This window comes from Streptomyces sp. RPA4-2 (assembly GCF_012273515.2).
Classification (GTDB): Bacteria; Actinomycetota; Actinomycetes; order Streptomycetales; family Streptomycetaceae; genus Streptomyces; species Streptomyces kaempferi.
Map to the genome: position 1 here is coordinate 1072619 of NZ_CP050975.2, position 18952 is coordinate 1091570.

Annotated in this window: 16 protein-coding genes, 1 pseudogene and 1 riboswitch; of the genes and pseudogenes, 7 read left to right on the plus strand and 10 right to left on the minus strand. The window is 71.6% G+C overall.

Features of this window, described 5'->3' with window-relative positions; translation table 11 throughout:
- Positions 1-170 precede the first annotated feature (170 nt).
- Positions 171-1844 (plus strand): acyl-CoA synthetase, encoded by a 1674-nt coding sequence (locus tag HEP85_RS04300; RefSeq protein WP_168526337.1) that lies wholly within the window; start codon positions 171-173, stop codon positions 1842-1844.
- Positions 1845-2015: 171 nt separating this feature from the next.
- Positions 2016-3320, plus strand: coding sequence for a phenylacetate--CoA ligase PaaK (gene paaK / locus HEP85_RS04305; RefSeq protein WP_168526338.1), 1305 nt, complete (start codon positions 2016-2018; stop codon positions 3318-3320).
- An 84-nt stretch (positions 3321-3404) separates the two neighbouring features.
- On the opposite strand, the gene HEP85_RS04310 is transcribed toward paaK, so the two are convergent.
- A complete protein-coding gene (locus HEP85_RS04310; RefSeq protein WP_168526340.1) occupies positions 3405-4907 on the minus strand; it encodes an acyl-CoA synthetase in 1503 nt (500 codons plus the stop codon).
- Positions 4908-5049: 142 nt separating this feature from the next.
- Between HEP85_RS04310 and HEP85_RS04315 the strand changes: the two are divergent.
- A pseudogene (locus HEP85_RS04315) lies at positions 5050-5496 on the plus strand (penicillin acylase family protein); the annotation flags it as partial.
- 27 nt (positions 5497-5523) lie between these two features.
- On the opposite strand, the gene HEP85_RS04320 reads toward HEP85_RS04315, so the two are convergent.
- A complete protein-coding gene (locus HEP85_RS04320; RefSeq protein ID WP_168526342.1) occupies positions 5524-6066 on the minus strand; it encodes a transcriptional regulator in 543 nt (180 codons plus the stop codon).
- Positions 6067-6123: 57 nt separating this feature from the next.
- Between HEP85_RS04320 and HEP85_RS04325 the strand changes: the two genes are divergently transcribed.
- Positions 6124-7029: a S41 family peptidase gene (locus HEP85_RS04325; protein ID WP_168526344.1), complete on the plus strand. Its 906-nt coding sequence runs from the start codon at positions 6124-6126 to the stop codon at positions 7027-7029.
- Between the two features lie 236 nt (positions 7030-7265).
- Here HEP85_RS04325 and HEP85_RS04330 read toward each other — a convergent pair whose 3' ends face one another.
- From HEP85_RS04330 to HEP85_RS04345, 4 genes are all read right to left on the minus strand, one after another.
- On the minus strand, positions 7266-8822 hold the full coding sequence (locus HEP85_RS04330; protein ID WP_168526345.1) for an acyl-CoA synthetase: 1557 nt from the start codon (positions 8820-8822) through the stop codon (positions 7266-7268).
- Positions 8819-9931 carry a nitronate monooxygenase family protein gene (locus HEP85_RS04335; protein WP_168526347.1) on the minus strand — a complete coding sequence of 371 codons (1113 nt, stop codon included), beginning with the start codon at positions 9929-9931 and terminating at the stop codon, positions 8819-8821. Before HEP85_RS04335 ends, HEP85_RS04330 begins: the two co-directional genes overlap by 4 nt.
- A gap of 54 nt (positions 9932-9985) precedes the next feature.
- The gene (locus HEP85_RS04340; RefSeq protein WP_168526349.1) at positions 9986-11554 is read right to left on the minus strand and encodes an NAD(P)/FAD-dependent oxidoreductase; all 1569 of its coding nucleotides are present in this window, start codon (positions 11552-11554) and stop codon (positions 9986-9988) included.
- Between the two features lie 91 nt (positions 11555-11645).
- On the minus strand, positions 11646-13958 hold the full coding sequence (locus HEP85_RS04345; RefSeq protein WP_369657587.1) for a tetratricopeptide repeat protein: 2313 nt from the start codon (positions 13956-13958) through the stop codon (positions 11646-11648).
- 425 nt (positions 13959-14383) lie between these two features.
- Between HEP85_RS04345 and HEP85_RS04350 the strand changes: the two genes are divergently transcribed.
- Positions 14384-14872: a hypothetical protein gene (locus tag HEP85_RS04350; protein ID WP_248001828.1), complete on the plus strand. Its 489-nt coding sequence runs from the start codon at positions 14384-14386 to the stop codon at positions 14870-14872.
- A 25-nt stretch (positions 14873-14897) separates the two neighbouring features.
- On the opposite strand, the gene HEP85_RS04355 is transcribed toward HEP85_RS04350, so the two are convergent.
- Positions 14898-16088 carry an acyl-CoA dehydrogenase family protein gene (locus HEP85_RS04355; RefSeq protein ID WP_168526351.1) on the minus strand — a complete coding sequence of 397 codons (1191 nt, stop codon included), beginning with the start codon at positions 16086-16088 and terminating at the stop codon, positions 14898-14900.
- A 125-nt stretch (positions 16089-16213) separates the two neighbouring features.
- The gene (locus HEP85_RS04360; protein ID WP_168526353.1) at positions 16214-16435 is read right to left on the minus strand and encodes a CbtB-domain containing protein; all 222 of its coding nucleotides are present in this window, start codon (positions 16433-16435) and stop codon (positions 16214-16216) included.
- Between the two features lie 36 nt (positions 16436-16471).
- A riboswitch (cobalamin riboswitch) is annotated at positions 16472-16615 on the minus strand.
- 144 nt (positions 16616-16759) lie between these two features.
- Here HEP85_RS04360 and HEP85_RS04365 point away from each other — a divergent pair.
- Positions 16760-17359: a histidine phosphatase family protein gene (locus HEP85_RS04365; RefSeq protein WP_356012284.1), complete on the plus strand. Its 600-nt coding sequence runs from the start codon at positions 16760-16762 to the stop codon at positions 17357-17359.
- On the opposite strand, the gene HEP85_RS04370 is transcribed toward HEP85_RS04365, so the two are convergent.
- Both HEP85_RS04370 and HEP85_RS04375 read right to left on the minus strand, forming a co-directional pair.
- On the minus strand, positions 17348-17698 hold the full coding sequence (locus HEP85_RS04370) for a four-helix bundle copper-binding protein (RefSeq protein ID WP_168533323.1): 351 nt from the start codon (positions 17696-17698) through the stop codon (positions 17348-17350). The two genes, HEP85_RS04365 and HEP85_RS04370, sit on opposite strands and share 12 nt — an antisense overlap.
- 148 nt (positions 17699-17846) lie before the next feature.
- Positions 17847-18248: a nuclear transport factor 2 family protein gene (locus HEP85_RS04375; protein ID WP_168526355.1), complete on the minus strand. Its 402-nt coding sequence runs from the start codon at positions 18246-18248 to the stop codon at positions 17847-17849.
- Between the two features lie 86 nt (positions 18249-18334).
- Between HEP85_RS04375 and HEP85_RS04380 the strand changes: the two genes are divergently transcribed.
- Positions 18335-18901 carry a PadR family transcriptional regulator gene (locus HEP85_RS04380; RefSeq protein WP_168526357.1) on the plus strand — a complete coding sequence of 189 codons (567 nt, stop codon included), beginning with the start codon at positions 18335-18337 and terminating at the stop codon, positions 18899-18901.
- Positions 18902-18952 lie beyond the last annotated feature (51 nt).

Here is an 18952-nt window from a genome sequence, read left to right on the forward strand (position 1 = left end):
CTCCCGTCGCAGGAACGAGAACAGGTTGCAGGAGGCGCGGAGTCAGTACAAGGGTTTTCTGACAGGCAGTCAGATTTCTTCTGCGCGGGCCCTTCCCAGTTGTGGCGGGCTTTGCTCTGATGACCGTCGAGCCGAGGGGCGGCCCCGGACGTTCGGCGTCAGGAGGAGCGGTGGAGTACAACCTTGCCGACCTGTTCGAGTCGGTCGTCGACGTGGTCCCCGACCGCGAGGCGCTGGTCTACCTCGACCATCCCGGCACGGGTGCGGAGCGCCGGCTGACGTACGCGCAACTGGACTCGGCGGCGAACCGTATCGCCCACCACCTGATCGACAGCGGCATACGCCCCGGCGAACACCTGGGGCTGCACCTGTACAACGGGATCGAGTACGTGCAGACGGTGCTGGCCTGCCTGAAGGCGCGGATCGTACCGGTCAACGTCAACTACCGTTATGTGGAAGAGGAGTTGGTCTACCTCTACCAGGACGCGGATCTGGTGGCCCTGGTCTTCGACGCGGAGTTCACCGACCGGGTGACGGCGGCACTCCCGCGAACCCGCGCTCTGCGCCACCTCCTGCGCGTGGGGGCCTCCGGCTCCGGGACGGCCGGCACGCCGGTCACCACCGCCTCCGCCTCCGCTCCCGCTCCCGATCCGGCTCCCGCTCCGGCCCTCGTGGACTTCGCGGACGCCGAGGCCGCCGGCTCTCCCGGGCGGGGTTTCCCGGCACGCTCGGCGGACGACCAGTTCATCATCTACACGGGCGGCACGACCGGTATGCCCAAAGGCGTCATGTGGCGGCAGGAGGACCTGTTCTTCGCGGGCCTCGGCGGCGGCGCCCCGACGGGTGAGGCGGTGGCGAAGCCGGAGGAGCTCGCCGAGCGGGTCGCGGCGGGCGGTGAGGGCATCACGTTCTTCCCCACTCCCCCGCTGATGCACGGCACCTCGACGCTGACGGCCTTCATCGGGTTCAACTTCGGGCAACGGGTGGTGATCCACCGCAAGTTCGTGCCCGAGGAGGTTCTTCGGACGATCGAACGGGAGCGGGTCACCAGCGTGTCGCTGGTCGGCGACGCGATGCTGCGACCGCTGATCGACGCCCTGAAGGGGTCCATGAAGGGCACGGACTGCTCCTCCATGTTCAGCCTGTCGTCGTCCGGCGCCATCATGTCGGAAACGGTCCGCGCGCAGTTCCAGGCGCTGGTCCCGAACGTGATGCTGCTCAACAACTTCGGCTCGTCGGAGTCCGGGTTCAACGGCACCGCCACCGCCGACTCGGGCCCCGGCAGAGGCTTCCGGGTGCGCGTCAACTCCCGCACCCAGGTGGTGGATCCGGCGACCCACGAACCGGTCGCCGTCGGTGAACCCGGACGCATCGCACAGCGCGGCCACGTACCCCTCGGCTACTACAACGACCCCGCGAAGACCGCCGAGACCTTCTTCCAGAAGGACGGCGAGCGGTGGGTCCTGCTCGGCGACATGGCGACCGTCGACGAGGAGGGCATCGTCATCGTCCTCGGCCGCGGCTCCCAGTGCATCAACACCGGTGGCGAGAAGGTCTACCCGGAGGAGGTCGAGCAGGCCCTCAAGTCCCATCCGGACGTGTACGACGCCCTGGTCGCCGGGGTGCCGGACGACAAGTGGGGCAACCACGTGGCGGCGGTCGTGCAACTGCGCGAGGGTGCGCGCCGGCCGTCCCTGGAGGACATCCAGGCCCACGTCCGGGACCACCTCGCCGGCTACAAGATCCCCCGCCAGCTGGTCATCACGGACACCATCCAGCGGTCGCCGAGCGGCAAGGCCGACTACCGCTGGGCACGCTCGGTGGCGGCGGAGGCCGGCGGCTGAGCCCCGCGCCGCCCTCCCGTCCCGCGCATCGCGGACATCGCGCACGGGATCGCGAAGAAACTGGACGCCGACCCCTTGCACGAGACGGACCGGCCTGAATTACTGATCCCGAACAGCACGACCGAATGATCGGTCGCCCGGATTGGTACGGTTGGTGAGGGAGGAGTCCCCATGGTGGATTCCACGGTGTCGAAGGACCTGCTGGACGCGGGCGAGCGGCTGGACGCCGACGCGCTGCGGGCGTTGCAGGAGGAGCGGCTGCGGGCGTCGTTGCGGCACGCGTACGAGAACGTGCCCTTCTACCGGGAGTCCTTCGACAAGGCGGGCGTACGGCCGGACGACTGCCGCACCCTCTCCGACCTGGCGCGTTTCCCGTTCACGACCAAGGCGGACCTGCGCGAGAACTATCCGTACGGGATGTTCGCCGTGCCCCAGGAGCGAATCCGCCGCCTCCACGCGTCGAGCGGGACCACCGGGCGCCCCACGGTCGTCGGCTACACGGACAACGACCTCTCCATGTGGTCCGACATGGTGGCCCGTTCGATCCGGGCGGCGGGCGGCCGTCCGGGCGACAAGGTGCATGTGGCGTACGGCTACGGGCTGTTCACCGGGGGTCTCGGCGCTCACTACGGCGCCGAACGGCTCGGTTGTACGGTGATCCCCGCGTCCGGCGGCATGACATCACGTCAGGTGCAGCTCATCCAGGACCTGCGCCCCCAGGTCATCATGGTGACCCCCTCGTACATGCTCACGCTGCTCGACGAGTTCGAGCGGCAGGGTGTCGACCCGCGCGGCACCTCGCTGCGGGTGGGTGTCTTCGGCGCGGAGCCGTGGACGGAGGAGATGCGGCGCGAGATCGAGGAGCGGTTCGCCATCGACGCCGTGGACATCTACGGCCTGTCGGAGGTGATCGGCCCGGGTGTCGCCCAGGAGTGCGTGGAGACCAAGGACGGGCTGCACATCTGGGAGGACCACTTCTATCCGGAGGTCGTCGACCCCATCACCGGCGAGGTGCTGCCGGACGGCGCCGAGGGCGAGCTGGTGTTCACCTCGCTCACCAAGGAGGCCATGCCCGTGATCCGTTACCGGACGCGGGACCTGACCCGGCTGCTGCCGGGCACCGCCCGTGTCTTCCGCCGGATGGAGAAGATCACCGGCCGCAGCGACGACATGGTGATCCTGCGGGGGGTCAATCTCTTCCCGACACAGATCGAGGAGATCGTGCTGCGCACGCCGGGCGTCGCGCCGCACTTCCAGCTCCGGCTGACCCGCGAGGGCCGTCTCGACGCTCTCACCGTGCGGGCCGAGGCGCGGCCCGGCGCCACACCCGAGATCCGCGAAGCGGCCGCGCACTCCATCACGGCCGCCGTGAAGGACGGGATCGGTGTGTCGGTCACCGTCGAGGTCGTCGAGCCGGAGTCGCTGGAGCGGTCCGTGGGGAAGATCAGGCGGATCGTCGACCTGCGGGAGCGCTGAATCCTGTCCGCCGCCGCGCGGACGGCGGACAGGCGGACAGGCGGACAGGCGGACGGTGCCAGGGAGTACGGCGTACGGCGCGGCCTACGAGTCCGCCGCGAACCGGTCCCTCAGCTCGCGCTTGAGGATCTTCCCGCTCGCGTTGCGCGGCAGCTCGTCCACGAACAGGACCCGCTTGGGCGCCTTGAAGTGGGCGAGCTTCTCGCGTGCGTGCGCGACGAGTTCGTCCCCGCTGATCTCACCGCGCGCGACGACGACCGCCGTGACCGCCTCGATCCACCGTTCGTCGGGCAGGCCGATCACCGCCACCTCCGCGACCGCCTCGTGGGTGTAGAGCGCGTCCTCCACCTGCCGCGAAGCGACCAGCACACCACCGGAGTTGATGACGTCCTTCACCCGGTCCACGACGGTGAAGAACCCGTCCCCGTCCTGGACCGCGAGGTCACCGGAGTGGAACCAGCCGTCGCGGAAGGCCTCGGCCGTCTCCTCCGGCCTGTCCCAGTAGCCCTCGCACAACTGCGGTGAGCGGTAGACGATCTCGCCCCGCTCCCCGTCGGCCACGTCCTTGCCGGACTCGTCGACGACCCGCGCCTCCACGAACAGCACCGGCCGTCCGCAGGAGTCCATCCGGCCCTTGTGCTCGTGGGGGCCGAGGACCATGGCCAGGGGGCCGATCTCGCTCTGGCCGAAGCAGTTGTAGAACGCCAGCTTCGGCAGCCGTTCCCGCAGCCGCTCCAGGACGGGAACCGGCATGATCGACGCCCCGTAGTACGCCTTGCGCAGCCCGCTCAGGTCGCGGGTCGCGAAGTCGGGCCGGTTGGACAGGCCGATCCACACGGTGGGCGGGGCGAACAGGCTGTCCGCGCGGCCGGCCTCGACCAGGTCGAGGATCTCGCCGGCGTCCGGCGCGTCGAGGATCACGTTCACGGCGCCGACGGCGAGATACGGCAACAGGAACACATGCATCTGCGCCGAGTGGTAGAGCGGCAGCGCGTGCACGGGCAGGTCGCCGGCCTGCAGGTCGAGGGCGGTGATCGCGCTCAGGTACTCGTGCACCAGCGCGCGGTGCGTCATCATCGCGCCCTTGGGCAGCGCGGTGGTGCCCGACGTGTACAGCAGCTGCGTCAGATCCTCACCGCGCGGCTCCGGACCGTCGTACGGCGGGGTCTCGGCCAGCCGCGCGAGCAGCGAGTCGCCGGCGTCGCGCAGGGGCAGGACGGGTGTCCCCTCGGGCAGGTTTCCGGCCAAGTCCGGATCGGCCAGGACGAGTCCGCAGCCGGCCTGGCCGACGATGTACGCCAGGTCGTCGCCGGCCAGGTTCTGGTTGACCGGCACGTGTACCAGTCCGGCCCGGGCGCAGGCGAGGAAGCCGATCAGGTACGCGTCCGAGTTGTGGCCGTAGGCGCCGACGCGATCGCCGGGTGCGAGTCCCGCGGACCGCAGGGCCTGGGCCGCACGGGAGACGGCCTCGTCGAGTTCGGCGTAGGTCCACGAGCGGTCGCGGTAGTGGACCGCGACGCGCTCCGGGGTCCGCCGGGCGCTGCGTCGCAGTACCCCGTCGACCGTGACGCTTCGTCCCGCCGTCATGACCTGCTCCTTCGTCCGTCCGCCCTGGCGTGATCCTCGTTCCGGTCCCCGAGCGCGGTCAAGCGTCCGGCGCGTTTGACGCGAAGACGCTCCACCGTTGCGTGGGACGCGGTGACACCCGGTCAAACGTCTGTGGCCGTTGTTACGCTCAACCGCCCCTTCCCTCGGGTTCGCCACCGCCCTCGCCGACACGGTGACCGAGCTGCGTACGGCGGGCATCCCGCTCGACTCCCCGCTCGGCGCGCACCAGTTCGTCGTGCGGGACGGCCGGCGCATCCCGGTGCCGGGCGGCACGGAGGCGCTGGGAGTGTGGGACAAGGTCGAGCCGGTGTGGGATCCCGTGGCCGGCGGCTACACCGAGGTCACCACCGGGTCCTCGTACATCCAGGCGGTCGGCTGGGACGGGGGCCGCTGCCCGGTCGCCCGTACGCTCCTGACGTACTCCCAGTCGTCCGACCCGACCTCGCCGCACTACAGCGACCAGACGCGGCTGTTCTCCGGCGAGCGGTGGGTCACCTCCCGGTTCTGCGAGAGGGACATCCTGTCCTCGCCGGGTCTGCGGGTGATCCGCGTGGGCGGGCGCCGCTGACAGCTGTCCTGCCTCATCGACGTGCCCTCAGCCGGAACCAGTGGTGCTGGTCGGCAGGGCCTGCTGATAGAGCGCCACCAACACACCGTGCACGGGCCGGCCCTCCGCATCCTCCTCGGCCTCATCGACCAGTTGGGCGAGGGCCTCGCCGAGTTCTCTTGCCTTCGCGGGGCTCAGACGCAGGTGGCGTAGCGTCAGGTGGGTCTCGACGGGAGAGCGGTCCAGCTCCTGGGCGACCGCGGCGAGCATCGCGGCGGTGCCCGACGCCCGGGGTTCGGCGACGACCATCCGGCGGGCCGTGCGCTGGTAGTACTGCTCGGTGCCGCCGCGGACCTGGCGCGTCTCGGCGATGTGGACCAGCCCGGCCTCGCGGAGCACCTTGAGGTGGTGGGCCACGTTGCCCTTCTTCGCGTCGAGCCGCGCCGCGAGCTGGCTGGTGGTGGCAGGCCGGTGGCCCAGGGCGAAGAGCAACCGCTGGCGCAAGGGGTGAGAGAGCGCCGCGAACTGCTCAGGCGCACCGATCTCCAGGACATCCTCGGGAGGCGGCGGACAGGGAGGCTGATCACGCATACCGAAAGTGTCCAAACCCTTTGACGCTTTCGCAAGGGCAGTGCTCTACTCCCTGCCATGACGACTCCGACGAAACTTGCGCCGGCCCCTGTCATCGACGAGACGGCCCGGCTGCTGACCGAGCACTACGTTTTCCCCGAGATAGCCGAGCAGCTGGCCGGCCTGCTGCGACGACGCCTCACCGAGGGCGCCTACGACGTCGACGACGCCGAGGAGCTCGCCCGCCTGGTCACCGCGGACCTGCAGTCCGTCAACGGCGACCGGCACCTGAGACTGAAGCACCACGCCACCCCGGTCCCCCCGAAGCAGGGGGCGGCCACCCTGGACGCCATGCGCCGGGACTTCGACTCCTCCCTGGGCGGTGCGCCCCGGGTGCAGTTGCTCGACGGAGGGGTCGCCGTGGTGGAGCTGGCACCGATGCTGTTTCCGCTGGAGTGGGCCGCCGAACCGCTGAGCGCCGCGCTCACCCTGGCCTCCCGCGCCCAGGCGCTGATCGTGGACCTGCGCGCCAACCGGGGCGGCGACCCGGACACGGTCGCCTTCGTCTGCAGCTACCTGCTCGACGAGCGCACCCACCTCAACACCATGTACTGGCGCGGCGGCGAGCGCAACGAGCAGTCCTGGAGCCTGCCGCACGTTCCCGGCGCGCGCTTCGGCGGCAGCAAGCCGTTGTACGTGCTGTCCAGCGACAGCACCTTCTCCGCCGCCGAGGAGCTGGCGTACGACCTCCAGCAGCTCGGCCGCGCCGTAGTCGTCGGCGAGCCCACCCGCGGCGGGGCGCACCCGTGCCAGGGCTGGACCCTGCATCCACACCTGGAAGCCACCGTTCCCTTCGGCCGCGCCATCAATCCCGTCTCCAGCACGAACTGGGAGGGCACCGGTGTGCAGCCGGACATCCCTTGCGCCGCCGCCGACTCCCTCGACCACGCTCACGCCCTGGCCCTCGCCCGACTGGCAGGCTGACCCGGTCCAGCCCCTCGACAGCACTGCGCGCGGCGCCTCACCCCACCCACCCCGGCGACCGACTTCGTAGAGGCCCTGTCTCCGGGGCCCCGGCGCGCTCGCCCCGCACGACCGGGTTCGCCGATACAGAGGCCCGAACGACTCGGTTCGTCGAGAAGACGAATCGATTGAGTGAGACGGGACAGCAGCGGCCCTGTGGTCCCCGTCCGACCGGGGCGGGGACCGAGCAAGCCGTGTCACACGGCTCGGGTACGGCCCTCCCAGTACGGGTCGCGCAACCGCCGTTTGTACAGTTTCCCGTTCGGGTCGCGGGGCATCGACTCGATGAAGTCGACGCTCTTGGGGCGCTTGTACCCCGCGAGCCGCTCCGCGCAGTGCCGCAGGACGTCCGCGGCGAGGGCCGCTCCCGGTGTGTGTCCGGGCGCGGGCTCGACGACGGCCTTGACCTCCTCGCCCCAGTCGTCGTGCGGGATGCCGAAGGCCGCCGCGTCGGCGACGGCGGGGTGGGCGAGCAGGGCGGCCTCGATCTCGGCCGGGTAGATGTTGACGCCACCGGAGATGATCATGTCGATCTTGCGGTCGCGGAGGAAGAGATAGCCTTCCTCGTCGAGGCAGCCGAGGTCGCCGACGGTGAAGAAGTCGCCGATGCGGTTCTTCCGCGTCTTGGTCTCGTCCTTGTGGTACGAGAATCCGCCGGTGCTCATCTTCATGTAGACGGTGCCGAGTTCACCGGGCGGCAGCCGCCTGCCGTCGTCGTCGAAGACGGCGAGCTCGCTGATCGGCCAGGCCTTGCCGACGGTGCCGGGCTTCTTCAGCCAGTCCTCGGCCGTCGCGAAGGCGCCCCCGCCCTCGCTGGCCGCGTAGTACTCCTCGACGCTGTGGCCCCACCACTCGATCATGGCCCGCTTCACATGGTCGGGGCAGGGGGCGGCGCCGTGGATGGCATGCCGCATCGACGACACGTCGTAGCGGGACCGGACCCCCTCGGGGAGCGCCAGCAGCCGGTGGAACTGGGTCGGGACCATGTGGGTGTGGGTGCACCGGTGGGAGTCGATGACCCGGAGCATCTCCTCGGGTGTCCACTTGTCCATCAGCACCAGACGGTGGCCGATGTGCAGGGAGGCGCCCGCGAACTGGAGGACGGCCGTGTGGTACAGCGGTGAGCAGACGAGGTGGACGTTGTCGTCGAAGGGCTTGATGCCGAAGATGCCGAGGAAGCCGCCGAGGTAGGTCTCCTCGGGGAGCTTGCCGGGCAGCGGTCGGCGGATGCCGCGGGGACGGCCCGTGGTGCCCGAGGTGTAGTTCATGACCCAGCCGAGGGTGCGGTCGGCGGGCGCCGATCCGTCCTGCCCGGCGAGGAGTTCGGCGTACGGCCGGAAGCCCTCGGCCGGGCCGACGGCGTAGCGGTTCGTGGGGGGCAGTCCCGCCTCGTCGGCGGCGTGGCGGGCGGCGTCGGCGAACCGTTCGTGGGCGATGAGCACCTTGGCGCCCGAGTCCGAGACGATCCAGGCGATCTCGGGTCCGACGAGGTGGTGGTTGACGGGGACGAGGTAGAGGCCGGCCTGTGAGGCGGCGAGGTAGGCGACGAGGAACTCGACGCCGTTGGGCAGGACGACGGCGAAGGCGTCTCCCCGTTCCAGACCGGCGGCGCGCAGCCCGTGCACCAGTTGGTTGGCCGCGGTGTGCAGTCGGCCGGCGGTCCAGTCGTCCCCGTCCGGGGTGACGAGGACCGTCCGCCCGGGGTCGGCGGCGGCCTGGGCCCAGAAGCCGTTCGGTGAGGTCGAGGTGGTCACGGTCGGGCGCTCCTTCCGGCGATCCGGTTGATGCGGTCGACGGCGTGCTCGAAACCGCGGGTCAGGTCGTCGAAGACGGCCTGGACGCTCCGTTCGCTGTTCATCCGGCCGACGATCTGCCCGACCGGCGTCCCGAGCAGCGGCTCCACCTCGTACTTCTGGATGCGGGAGACTGCCTCGGCCACCAGCAGCCCCTGCAGGGGCATGGGCAGGGTGCCGGGACCGTGCGGATCGTCCCAGGCGTCGGTCCACTCGGTGCGCAGCTGGCGGGCCGGCTTCCCGGTCAGCGCGCGCGAGCGGACGGTGTCGCCGGACCCGGCGGCCAGCAGCTTGCGGGTCACGGCCGTCGAGTGCAGGTCGGCCTCGGTGACGGTCAGCCACAGCGAGCCGAGCCATACGCCCTGGGCGCCGAGGCTGAGCGCGGCGGCCACCTGCTGTCCGCTGCCGACGCCGCCCGCCGCGAGGACGGGCAGCGGGTCGACGGCGTCGACGACCTCCGGCGTGAGCACCATCGAGGCGATCTCCCCGGTGTGGCCGCCCGCCTCGTAGCCCTGCGCGACGACGACGTCGATACCCGCCGCGGCGTGTTTGCGGGCGTGCCGGGCGCTGCCCGCGAGGGCCGCGACGAGCACCCCTTGTTCATGGGCGCGCCGTACGACGTCGGCGGGCGGTGAGCCCAGCGCGTTGGCCAGCAGTCTGATCGGATAGCCGAAGGCGACGTCGAGCTGGGTGCGCGCGACCTCTTCCATCCAGCCCGTGATGCGCCAGCCCGCGGCCTCCCCCTCGGCGAGGCCGGGGACGCCGTACTTGGCGAGGGTGTCCGCGACGAACTGCCGGTGCCCTTCGGGGATCATCGCCTCGACGTCCGCCTCGGAGACTCCCTCGACCTTCTTGGCCGGCATCACCACGTCGAGGCCGTAGGGCCTGCCGTCGACGTTCGCCTCGATCCAGTCGAGGTCGCGCCTGAGGTCGTCGGGGGCGGTGTAGCGGACCGCGCCGAGCACGCCGAGACCGCCCGCGCGACTGATGGCCGCGGCGACGGCGGGAAACGGCGTGAAGCCGAAGATGGCGTGCTCGATCCCCAGTTGCTTGCTCAGCTCCGTCTGCATGGCCGCAGGATGCCGCAGTCGCCCGGCCGAGGGAAGGCCTTTTCTGATGCTCCGTCAGTTTTCTCGGCGGCCGTCCTCCTCCAGTACGGCCATGGCGGCGTTGTGCCCCGGCACCCCGCTCACCCCGCCGCCGCGTACCGCGCCCGCCCCGCACAGCAGGACGTTGGCGTGCGCCGTCTCGACGCCCCAACGGCCCGTGCCCTCCTGGGCGTAGGGGAAGGCCAGGTCGCGGTGGAAGATGTTGCCGCCCGGCAGGCGCAGGTCCCGTTCCAGGTCGAGTGGGGTCTTCGCCTCGATGCACGGGCGGCCGTCCGCGTCGGTGGCCAGACAGTCCGCGAGCGGCTCGGCGAGCTGGGCGTCCAGCTGCGCCAGGGTCGACTTCAACAGCTCAGCGCGCACCGCGTCGTTGTCGTGCGCGAAGAGCCGGGCGGGCGTGTGCAGGCCGAAGAGCGTGAGCGTCTGATAGCCCTGCTCGACCAGCTCCGGGCCGAGGATGCTGGGGTCGGTGAGTGAGTGGCAGTAGATCTCGGAGGGCGGGGCGTCGGGCAGCCGGCCGGCGGCGGCCTGCGCGTGAGCGGTCGCCAACTGCTCGTACCCCTCGGCCACATGGAAGGTCCCCGAGAACGCCTCGCGCGGGTCGACGGAGCTGTCGCGCAGCTTCGGCAGTCGCTTGAGCAGCATGTTCACCTTGAGCTGCGCGCCTTCGGCCGGGGTCGGCGCCGCCTCGCCCGTGAGGGTCGCCAGCTCCTGCGGCGAGGCGTTCACCAGGACGTGCCGGGCCGCGACGACGCCCTCGCCGTCCGCGGTCCGGTAGGTGACCTCCGCGGTCCGCCCGTCGGTCCCGACGCGGATCGCCTCGTGACCGGTGGCGATCACGGCGCCCGCGCCACGCGCCGCGCCGGCGATGGCGTCCGTGAGGGCGCCCATGCCGCCGACCGGCACGTCCCAGGCGCCGGTGCCGCCACCGATCACGTGGTAGAGGAAGCAGCGGTTCTGCCGCAGCGAGGGGTCGTGGGCGTCGGCGAAGGTGCCGATGAGGGCGTCGGTGAGGACGACGCCGCGCACCAGGTCGTCGCTGAAGTTCTCCTCGACAGCGACGCCCACCGGCTCCTCGAAGAGCACCCGCCAGGCCTCCTCGTCGTCGATCCGGCCACGGAGTTCGTCGCGGGTGGGCAGCGGTTCGGTGAGGGTCGGGAACACTCGCTGGGCGACCCGGCCGGTCATGCCGTAGAAGCGCTGCCAGGCCTCGTACTCGCGGTCCGATCCGGTCAGCCGCCGGAACGCCTCGCGGGTGCGCCGCTCGCCGCCGCCGACCAGCAGTCCGGTGGGCCGGCCGTCGCGTTCGACGGGCGTGTACGAGGACACCGTGCGCCCGCGGACCCGGAAGTCGAGGCTCAGATCGCGCACGATCTTCCGGGGCAGCAGGCTGACCAGGTACGAGTAGCGCGACAGTCGCGCGTCGACCCCGGCGAACGGCCGGGTGGACACGGCGGCGCCGCCGGTGTTCCCCAGGCGCTCCAGCACCAGGACGGAGCGTCCGGCACGGGCCAGATAGGCGGCGGCGACGAGACCGTTGTGGCCCCCACCGACGATCACGGCGTCATATCCCTCGTGTACAGGCATGGTTCTTGGTAGCACGCGATGATCTAGGTCTGCCAGAGGTACGCGGCAGCCGGCGGGCGCCCGGATGGCTGCTCGGGACGGGACGGGAGACTCAGAGCCCCTCGGCCGCCCGCTGCTGTCGCAACACCGCGACCCGTCGGTACAGCTCCACCGCCTCCTGGGCGCGCCCGAGCTGCTCCAGACAGTGCGCCTCGTCGTTGCGGCTGGCCAGGGCGTCGGGGTGGGTCTCGCCGAGGACGTGCTCGCGGGCGACGGCGACGGCACGGTACTCGGTGAGGGCGTCGGCCCAGCGGCCGAGCCAGCCGAGGCCGACGGCGACCTCGCGGCGGCTGACGAGGGTGTCCGGATGGCCGGGGCCGAGGACGCGTTCGCGGATCGCGCACACGTCGCGGGACTCCGCGAGCGCCTCCTCCCAGCGCCCCATGCGCCCGAGGTTGACGCCGAGTCCGTGCCGGGCGCGCAAGGTCTCGGGGTGGGCCGGGCCGTGCATTCTGGTGCGGTCGTCGATCAGGTCGCGGTACAGCTCCAGGGCCTGCGCGCTGCGACCGAGCCGGCCCAGGCTGATGCACACCTCGTAACGGGCGGAGAGCGTGTCCGGGTGGTCGGGGCCGAGCACCCGCGCCCGCGCCTCGGCCACCTCCCGGTAGGTGCGCAGCGCCTCCGGCCAGCTTCCCAACTGACCCAACGCGTAGGCGACTTCGTAACGGGTGAGCAGGGTGTCGGGGTGGTCAGGACCGAGCACCCGCGCGCGGGCGTCCGCGACCTCGCTCGCCATTCGGTGGGAGTCCTCCAGCCGGCCCAGTCTGCTCAGGTTGAAGGCGAGGTTGTGGCGGCAGCGCAAGGTGTCCGGATGGTCGGGGCCCATGGCGCGTTCCCGGGCGGCGAGCACGGTCGTATAGGCCTGGTGCGCCTCGAAGTGACGGCCCAACCGACCCAGGACATAGGCCGTTTCCTGCCGGGCGGCCAGGGTGTCGGGGTGGTCGGGGCCGAGCACCCGTTCCCTGGCCCGGGCGACGTGCGCGTAGGCGTGCAGCGCGTCCGCGGGCCGGCCGGTGCGGCTGAGCGTGAAGCCGACCTCGTACCGGCTGGCGAGCGTGTCGGGGTGGTCTGGGCCCAGGACGTGCTCCCGTTCGGCGGCGACCGCGCGGTGCACCTCGCCCGCCTCGGTCCACCGGCCGAGCCGGCCCAGGCTGAGTCCCGCATTGTGCCGCCCCGCCAGGGCGGTGAGCACCTCCGGTGACGGCGTGGGGAGTTCGGCGCGGTCCGGCGGTCCGGAGTCCGTCGTCGACGGGCCCACGGTCCACTCTCCGGTCAGTCCGGCCGCCGCGTCCGGCGGTGTGACCCGCAGCCCGGCGCCGGTCGCCTTGTGGCCGGTGGTCATGCCGCGCGTCCAGGAGGGCAGCACCGGGTCACGGGACGGCGGTTGCGGTTGCGGTTGCGGTTGCGGTTGCGGTTGCGGTTGCGGTTGCGGTTGCGCCGAGGACGTCACGATCCGCCGGCCGAGGTCCGGCCGGCGGAGGACCGGGGACACGGCCGTCGGCACGTGCACCGGCGTCGTACGGCCCTCGCTGAGCCGGCGGCCGAGCTCACGGGCGTCCTGCGGCCGCCGGTCCGGCTCCTTGGCCAGCAGGTCCAGGATGATCCGCTCGACGTACTCGGGGAGCTCGGCCCGGCGCCCGCGCGGCGGCTCGGGAGAGGTGTCGCGGTGGCTGATGAGGACCGCCCACGCGTCGTCGAGATCGAACGGCGGTGCCCCGGTGGCGATCTCGTAGAGCACACATCCGAAGGAGTACAGATCGCTGCGCCGGTCGACCTCGACACCGCTGATCTGCTCCGGCGACATGTAGTGCGGGGTGCCCATCGCGATACCGGTGCCGGTCAGCCGGGCCGTGAAGCCGACGTCGTGGCCGAGCCTGGCGATGCCGAAGTCGCAGATCTTCACGGTGCCGTCGGCGAGCCGCATGATGTTCGCCGGTTTCAGGTCCCGGTGCACGATGCCCTGCTGATGGGTGTACGCGAGCGCGGCCGACACCTGGTCGGCGATGTCCACGACATCGGCGACCGGCAGCGGACGCTGCTCGTTCTCCCCCAGCAACTGACCGAGGTTGTGCCCCTCCAGGAGCTCCATGACCAGGTAAAGCACGCCGTCGGACTCACCGAAGTCGTGCACGACGGTCACCCCGCGGTGCTGCAGCGCGGCGGCCACCCGGGCCTCGCGCCGGAACCTCTCCCGCAGGACACCGGTGAAGGACGGGTCGTGGTGCGGGCCGAGAGGCTTGAGGCACTTCACGGCGACCTGCCGACCCAGCGACTCGTCGCGGGCGCGCCACACCTCGCCCATGCCGCCACTCCCGATCAGATCGAGCAGTCGGTACCGGCCCTGGATCAGCCTGGTCTGCGCCATCTCGTGCGATCGCCCCCGTCGCTGCTCGCCGCGCCCTCCCCTGGCCCGTCCAGTATGGCGAGTTATCTGCCGACTTTGTACGGCACCCGACGCGAGCCGGGGCCGAGCCACGCCATGCGCGCAGCACGCGTTGGGGCGGGCTTCCCCGGCGAAGACGTGCGGGAACGCGGCGCGGTGCGGTGCCCGCGACACTCGGCCGCCGGGTCACCGCGGCGGGCGGCGGGGCCGGTCCGCCGTACGGCACGTGGGCGTACGGCGGCGGAGCGGCGTACGCCGGCCGCACCACGCGCCGGGACAGCGCGACGCGCGCCGGGCCGACGTGCGTCGCGGCCGACCGGCGGGAGCTGTCCGCCCGGCCTGCCTCGCACTCGTCGACGCTCTGCGGGTCCCGGCACCCGTGCGATCGCCCGCCGAGCGTTCCGGTCGTGACCGCGGCGACGTCGGTCGCGGGTGCCAGAATCTGCGGCATGACGCTGTGCGACTACTTCTCCGCCGCTGACGATCGAGCCGCCGTCGCCGTGGGCGGATCGCCCGCGGGGCCGGGCCCGGCAGGGTTCGATGTGGTCTCCCTGAAGGGCATCGACCCGGTGGTCGCCATCGCCCGGCTCGAGGCGATCGCGACCGACTGCAGCTACGAGGAGGCCGGTCGACGCCCTCGGTCCGGGCAGCTGTTGTCCGAGGCGGACGGCCAAGGCCCGCTCGTGTTCAGCCTGTCGGACACGCTGGTGACCGCCCTCGTCACCGCGACCCGAGGCGATTTCCGGCGCTTCGCGGAGTCGTGGTCCATGACCGCCGAACTGCGGCACAACCAGGTCGACGCCGAGACGGCCGGGGGCGCCCTGGAAGCCCTGGCCGGCCTGGCCCGACGCGCTCAGCCGGCCGGCCTTCGCCTGTACTGCTGGTGGGCGCTGTGACAGGCCAGGCCTCCACGACGCCAGGTCAACGCCGCACCCGCGGCATCCCCAGCCCGATCCACGAGATGATCTCGCGCTGGATCTCGTTGTTGCCGCCGCCGAAGGTGAAGATCACCGCCGACCGGTAGCCGCGTTCCAGCTCGCCGTGCAGGACGGCACCCGCCGAGCCCTCCTTCAGGACACCCGGCATGGCGACGATCTCCATGAGCCAGGCGTACGCGTCCCGGCGCGCCTCGGAGCCGTACACCTTGACCGCGGAGGCGTCCTGCGGAGTGAGGGTGCCCTGCTGGACGGCGTTCACCATCTGCCAGTTCAGGAGCTTCATGGCGTCGAGCCGGGTGTGGGTCTGCGCGAGCCGGCGGCGCACCCAGGGGAGGTCGACGACCCGGCGGCCGTCGGCGAGCTTGGTCTCCATGGCCCAGCGCTGGACGTCGTGCAGGGCGCGGATCGCCATCGTGCCGTGGGCGGCGAGGGTGACGCGCTCGTGGTTGAGCTGGTTCGTGATCAGCCGCCAGCCCTTGTTCTCCTCACCGACCCGGCGGGAGACGGGGACGCGGATGTTCTCGTAGTAGCTGGCGGTGGTGTCGTGCGAGGCGAGGGTGTTGATGAGGGTGCAGGAGTAACCCGGGTCGGAGGTCGGTACGAGGAGCATGGTGATGCCCTTGTGGGGCGGGGCGTCCGGGTCGGTGCGGACGGCGAGCCACACCCAGTCGGCGGTGTCGCCGTTCGTCGTCCAGATCTTCTGCCCGTCGACCGTGTAGTGCCCGGTGGTCTCGTCGCCCTCGCGTACGGCCCGGGTCTTCAGCGCGGCCAGATCGGTGCCCGCGTCGGGCTCGCTGTAGCCGATCGCGAAGTCGATCTCGCCGGAGAGGATCCTCGGCAGGAAGTACCCCTTCTGCTCCTCGGTGCCGAACTGCATGATCGTCGGGCCGACGGTGTTCAGCGCCATCAGGGGCAGCGGTACGCCCGCCTGGGCGGCCTCGTCGAAGAAGATGAACTGCTCCATGGGCGTGAGCCCGCTGCCGCCGTACTCCTTGGGCCAGCCCGCACCGAGCCGGCCGTCCGTGCCGAGGCGGCGGATCGTCTCACGGTAGAACCGCTTCTGCGCCGCCGGATCGCCGTACCGGGCATAGGCGTTGTCGGGCACCAGCTCGGCGAAGTACTCACGCAGTTCGGTCCGCAACCGCTGCTGCTCCGGCGTGTATTCGAGATGCACGGCGCCTCCTGGCTCCCCAAGGCGGGACCTGACGGCGCACACCGTAGAACGTGTTCCAGAAATAGGGAATGGCGGTGACATGCGTAAGGGGGCGCCCCGGCGGGCGCCCCCTTCTGTCCGGGCCGTCAGTGGCAGGGGAATCCGAGGAGGTGGCGGGCGTCGTGCACCCACTCGTGGACGTTCTCGCCGGACACGAGGGAGGTGGCGCCCTGTTCGGCGCCGACGAAGTAGAGCAGGACCAGCATCAGGACGCCGAAGAAGACCGCCCACGGGACGATCGCGCCGATCGGCAGCTTGGCGGGAACGGCGGTGGGGGTGGCGGTCGGCTGGGCGACGGACTGCGCCATGGGGCGGTACCTCCTGGGGAACTCGCGTCCCGTCTCGGTGGTGCACAGGACGACGGCCGCGGGTCTGACTTGCTCGACCTCCGCCGCCCCTGGGAGGGGTGACGTGCGCTGGGCTTACAGTGGCGCGACCGTGCCGGACTCCCACCGGACTTCCGCCGAACCGTCGTCAATATCATCCAGACCGTACCGCGAAGCCGGGGCCCGGCCAAGGGCGCGTGACAGCACCGCCGTTGCGCCCCGGGACCGCGGAGACGTCGGCGGATTCCCTGTTCCGGCAGGGGGTTTCGGGCACGGGCGAACACGACAGCGCACGAGAGTGAACGTATGACGAGCCGAGTGATCTTGATCTCAGCCGCGCTCAGCGCGGCGCTGCGGGAGGCCCGCTTCGACGAAGGGGGCCGGGTGGAGGCCGCGGGCCTGCGGCTCGCTCGGGCCGCCGCGGGCGCGGTCCCCGGCGCGGAGCGGCTGTGGGTCTCCCCCACCGTGCGGTGCCGCGAGACCGCCGACGCGCTGGGCCTCGACGCGGTGCTGGACGTCCCGGAGCTGGCCGGTCTGGACGTCGGCCGATGGCGTGGCGCGACCCTGGAGGAGGTCAGCTCGAAGGAACCGGAGGCGGTGGCCCAGTGGCTGGCCGATCCCGGCGCGGCACCGCACGGCGGGGAGTCGGTGCGGGCCTTCTGCGACCGGGTGGCGGGCTGCCTCGACACGGCCGCGCGGTTGACGGGCCGGACCGTCGCCGTGGTGGAGCCGGAGGTGGTACGGGCGCTGGTGGTACGGGTGTTGGACGCACCGGAGTCGGCGTTCTGGCGGGTCGACGTACCGCCCCTGACCGCCACCGAGTTCAGCGGCCGCTCCGGGCGCTGGAACGTACGGGCCGGCCGGCCGCTCGCCCCGTCGGCGCAAGCGGGAGGCTCAGGCGGGTAGCAGCGTCGCGAGGAAGTCCGTGCACGCCTGGGCGCACGCGCGGCAGGCCCGCGCGCTCACTTGTGCGCCCGGACACCGGTCGAAGACGTCCGCGCACTCACGGCAGACGGACCGGCACCACTCGACCTGGACACGGATGCCCGCCTCGCCACGGTGGTGCTGCCCGTCCAGGACGAGGCAGGTCGCGTCGCACACCTCGGCGCACATGAGGCCCATACGGCGCGCGAGTTGCCGCACCTTGGGTCCGTCCGGATCCATGCAGCTCGCCCGCAGCGCACAGGCGCGGGCGCACTCGACGCAGGCCTGCGCGCAGTCGAAGCGGTCCTCCAGGAAGCGGATCGGTTCCTGCTCGGACGCCGGTGCGGACGTCTGCTTCGTCTTCGTCTTCGGCTTCGGCTTCGGCCTCGTCGTCGTGGTCACCCGGCGCGGGTAGCCCCCGGGGGTCGCGCCAAACACCGCGTGGGCGACCAGCCCTCGGGGGCGCGGCTCACCGGCCCTGGGCCTCCGCCGCCTCCCGCGAGATCCGCTCGAACTGCGCGCCCATGGCCTCGGAGAGCGCATGGGCCGCCGAGAGCGGGCGGACCATGACCATCAGGTCGTCGATCCTGCCGTCCTCGTCGAAGTGCAGGAAGTCGCAGCCGTTGATCTCCTTGTCGCCCACCTTCGCCGTGAAGACCAGCGCGTGGTCACGGCCGTCGGCACCCGCGATCTCCCGTACGTAGCGGAAGTCGGTGAAGACGCGGGTGACGCCGCGCAGGATGGCCGCGGTGATCGCCTTGCCCGGGTAGGGCTTGAAGGCGACGGGGCTGGTGAACACGACGTCGTCGGCCAGCAGCTCCTCGACCGCGGCGAGGTCGCCGGCCTCCACGGCCTTGCGGAAGGGGTGCATCGGTGGTCCCCGCTCTCATAGTCAACTAATTGAATAGGTGCGTAAGAGATTAGTCGGGGGGGGTGTGTGCCGTCTAGCCTTGGCCCATGGCATTGCGCAACGCGGTTCTCGCCGCGCTCCTGGAGGGTGAGGCGTCGGGATACGACCTGGCCAAGGAGTTCGACGCCTCGGTGGCCAACTTCTGGATGGCGACCCCGCAGCAGCTCTACCGGGAGCTCGAGCGGATGACGTCCGAGGGACTCATCGAGGCCCGGCTGGTGCGGCAGGACCGGCGTCCGAACAAGCGGGTCTTCTCCCTCACCGCGGCGGGCCGCGGCGCCCTGCGCGCGTTCACGGCGGCCCCTCCGAAACCCACCGCCATCCGCGACGAACTGCTGGTCAAGGTGCAGTCCGTCGACGCGGGCGACGACGCGGCCGTACGGGCGGCGATCGCCGAGCGGCTGGAGTGGGCGCGTGCCAAGCTGGCCCGCTACGAGCGGCTGCGCGCGCGCCTGCTGGACGGCCGCACCGAGGACGAGTTCCTGGCCCGCGCGGAGCGTGTGGGCCCCTATCTCACCTTGATGCGCGGGCGCTCCTTCGAGGAGGAGAACATCCGGTGGGCGGAACGGGCCCTGGACATCCTGGAGCGGCGGGCCGCGGTGCGCCCCTCCTGACCCGGGCAGGAGGTTGTTCGCCGGACCGGGGATCGCCGGAGATCCGTCCGG

Bases quoted from the DNA above. Each gene is read 5' to 3' on its own strand.
- paaK (WP_168526338.1), top strand. From the start codon at position 2,016: ATGGTGGATTCCACGGTGTCGAAGGACCTGCTGGACGCGGGCGAGCGG.
- HEP85_RS04310 (WP_168526340.1), bottom strand. From the start codon at position 4,907: ATGACGGCGGGACGAAGCGTCACGGTCGACGGGGTACTGCGACGCAGC.
- HEP85_RS04320 (WP_168526342.1), bottom strand. From the start codon at position 6,066: ATGCGTGATCAGCCTCCCTGTCCGCCGCCTCCCGAGGATGTCCTGGAG.
- HEP85_RS04325 (WP_168526344.1), top strand. From the start codon at position 6,124: ATGACGACTCCGACGAAACTTGCGCCGGCCCCTGTCATCGACGAGACG.
- HEP85_RS04335 (WP_168526347.1), bottom strand. From the start codon at position 9,931: ATGCAGACGGAGCTGAGCAAGCAACTGGGGATCGAGCACGCCATCTTC.
- HEP85_RS04340 (WP_168526349.1), bottom strand. From the start codon at position 11,554: ATGCCTGTACACGAGGGATATGACGCCGTGATCGTCGGTGGGGGCCAC.
- HEP85_RS04345 (WP_369657587.1), bottom strand. From the start codon at position 13,958: ATGGCGCAGACCAGGCTGATCCAGGGCCGGTACCGACTGCTCGATCTG.
- HEP85_RS04360 (WP_168526353.1), bottom strand. From the start codon at position 16,435: ATGGCGCAGTCCGTCGCCCAGCCGACCGCCACCCCCACCGCCGTTCCC.
- HEP85_RS04365 (WP_356012284.1), top strand. From the start codon at position 16,760: ATGACGAGCCGAGTGATCTTGATCTCAGCCGCGCTCAGCGCGGCGCTG.
- HEP85_RS04375 (WP_168526355.1), bottom strand. From the start codon at position 18,248: ATGCACCCCTTCCGCAAGGCCGTGGAGGCCGGCGACCTCGCCGCGGTC.
- HEP85_RS04380 (WP_168526357.1), top strand. From the start codon at position 18,335: ATGGCATTGCGCAACGCGGTTCTCGCCGCGCTCCTGGAGGGTGAGGCG.